Consider the following 2,857-nt stretch of genomic DNA (forward strand, 5'->3'; position numbering starts at 1 on the left):
TAATAATGCTATTACTTCATTAAAGCAAGTAAAAGAAAACAAAGAAGAGCGTGGACGTTTGGGAGTATTTTGGCATACGCAAGGCAGTGGCAAAAGCTATTCAATGATTTTCTTTTCGCAAAAAGTGTTAAGAAAATTTCAAGGCAATTATACTTTTCTCGTTGTTACCGATCGTCAGGAGTTAGATGGACAGATTTATAAAAACTTTGCCAATGTCGGAGCAGTTAAGGAGCCAGAAGATAGTGTGCATGCTAGTAGTATTGTGCATTTAAGAGAATTGTTATCTGGTGATCATAGAATAGTTTTTACTTTGATTCAGAAATTTCAAATGCGGGAGGGCGAGAAGCAGTTTCCAGTATTATCCGATCGTTCAGATATTATCGTGATGACCGACGAAGCTCATCGTAGTCAATATGATTTATTGGCTCTCAATATGAGAAATGCTTTGCCTCATGCAAACTTTATTGGATTTACCGGAACGCCATTGATTAAAGGTGAGGAGCAAGAAACGGTTGAAACATTTGGCGATTACGTCAGCGTTTATAATTTTCGTCAGTCAGTTGAAGATGGCGCAACGGTACCTTTGTATTATGAGAATAGAATTCCATCGCTACAACTAAAAGCCGAAGAATTAGAACTGGGAGTAAATAATTTATTAGAGGAAGTAGAACTTGATGAAGATCAAGAGAAAAAATTAGTTAGAGAATTTGAGCGTGAATACCATTTAATAACTCGAGAAGACAGATTAAATGAAATAGCCAAAGACTGTATTACTCATTTTAATGAAAGAGGCAATGACGGCAAGGCCATGTTTGTGACAATTGATCGTTTAACAGCTGTTAAAATGTACAATAAATTAAAAGCACAGCCTGGATGCCCAGATATTGCCGTTGTTATAAGCTCATCACAAAATGAAATTGATTATTTTAAAAAGTATGGCTTAGACATTGTGCCACATAGACAGAGAATGGCTAATGAAGATTTGGAAACAAAGTTTAAAGATCCAAATGATCCATTGAGAATTGTGATTGTCTGCAACATGTGGTTGACCGGATTTGATGTTCAATGTTTAAGCACTTTGTATATTGATAAGCCGATGAAAAATCATACGCTCATGCAAACCATAGCTCGAGCAAATAGGGTTTATATAGGCAAGGAAAATGGTTTAATTGTTGATTATATTGGTGTATTTAGAAATTTACAGAAAGCTTTGGCGGTTTACGCAACTGGCACTGATGATGTCAATAACCCAATTAAACCAAAGGAAGATTTAGTGCAAAATTTGGAATTTCAAATCAAGTTAGTGAATGATTTTTGTAATAATTTAAAAATAGATCTGGAAAAAATTAAAAAATCAGATGAGTTAGAAAAGATTCAGATAATTGAAGAAGCAGTTGATATTATATTGACCAGTGAAGAAAGCCAAAAAAAGTATTTAGCAATGGCTGATCAAGCCGTTAGATTTTTTGGTGCTATATTACCTGACAAAAGTGCAAACAGATACTTTGAACAGGTCAAATTATTCCGAGTGTTGGCAAACAGAATTAGGGTTTTAACTAAAAAAGAAGTCGATATTGAAGCGATTGCAGACAAGATTGAAAGGATTCTTGATCAGTCGATCGAAGCTGATGGTTATAAAATAAAAGATAATAGCAAAATTACCGATTTAAGCAAAATTGATTTTGAAAAGTTAAAAAATTATTTTTCAAATGAAAAAAAACATATTGCCACGGAAAAATTAAAAGCAGAGATTGAAAACAAATTGAAAGACATGATTAAGTTAAATTCAAAGAGAATGGATTTAGCGGATAAATTTAAAAAGCTAATTGAAGAATATAATTCCGGAGCGAAAAATATTGAAGAGTTTTTTGAAGAGTTGATGAAATTTGCGCAAGGACTTAACGAAGAAGAAAAGCGAAGTGCAAGAGAAAATCTCAGCGAAGAGGAGTTGGCTATATTTGATTTACTTTACAAGAATGATTTATCGGAAAAGGAAAAAAATAAGATAAAAAAGGTTGCTCATGAAATTCTTGAAAAATTAAATAAAGGTAATAAGTTGGTGCTTGATTGGCGCAAGAAACAACAAGCACGTGCTGATGTTAGGGTTACAATTAGAGATATTGTTTTTACAGATTTACCAGAATCATATTCACAAAATGAAAAGCAAGCTTGCTTTGATTTTGTATATCAACATGTGTATGACAGCTACTATGGAAACGGAAACGATGTTTATGCTTTAGCCCATATTAATTAATGCAAACTAAGAAATAAAATAATTCAAAGATATGCCACTTTTTAAAAAAAATCATTCATCATTATCTGTTATAAAAGAAAAAAATATTGATTTGGAAAGAGATATTCAAAAACTAACGGAGGCAAACTTAAATTGTGTCTTTAGTTTAGAATTTGTAAGTACCGAGTTTGCATTGCATAATTTTAGAATTGACACATTAGCTTTTGATAAAGAAAATAATTCTTTTGTAATTATCGAATATAAAAGGGATCGAAGTTTCAGTGTTATTGATCAGGGCTACGCTTATTTAGCCTTAATGCTGAATAATAAATCAGATTTTATTTTGGAGTATAATGAAAGGACGAAAAATAATTTAAAAAGAGATGATGTTGACTGGTCACAATCTAAGGTTATCTTCGTAGCGAATTCCTTTACTTCTTACCAGATGAACGCTATTAATTTTAAAGATTTACCAATAGAACTTTGGGAAGTAAAAATGTATGAGGACGATGTAGTTTTATATAATCAATTATTATCCCAAGACTCTAAAGAATCCATAAAAACAATTACAACGAACAAAACTATCGATAAAGTTAGTAGCGAAGTTAAGGTTTATACTCTCGA

2 protein-coding genes are annotated in these 2,857 nt (G+C 32.1%); both read left to right on the forward strand.

What is annotated here, in order from left to right; genetic code table 11:
• Positions 1-2,254: HsdR family type I site-specific deoxyribonuclease (locus tag PHF25_09410; GenBank protein ID MDD4528224.1), on the forward strand; the 2,254-nt coding region annotated here is incomplete at its 5' end.
• A 31-nt stretch (positions 2,255-2,285) separates the two neighbouring features.
• Positions 2,286-2,857, forward strand: a 572-nt coding sequence (locus tag PHF25_09415) for a hypothetical protein (protein ID MDD4528225.1), incomplete at its 3' end; no start/stop codon positions are given.

The organism is Candidatus Margulisiibacteriota bacterium, from assembly GCA_028706105.1.
Taxonomy (GTDB): Bacteria; Margulisbacteria; Riflemargulisbacteria; order GWF2-35-9; family DYQY01; genus DYQY01.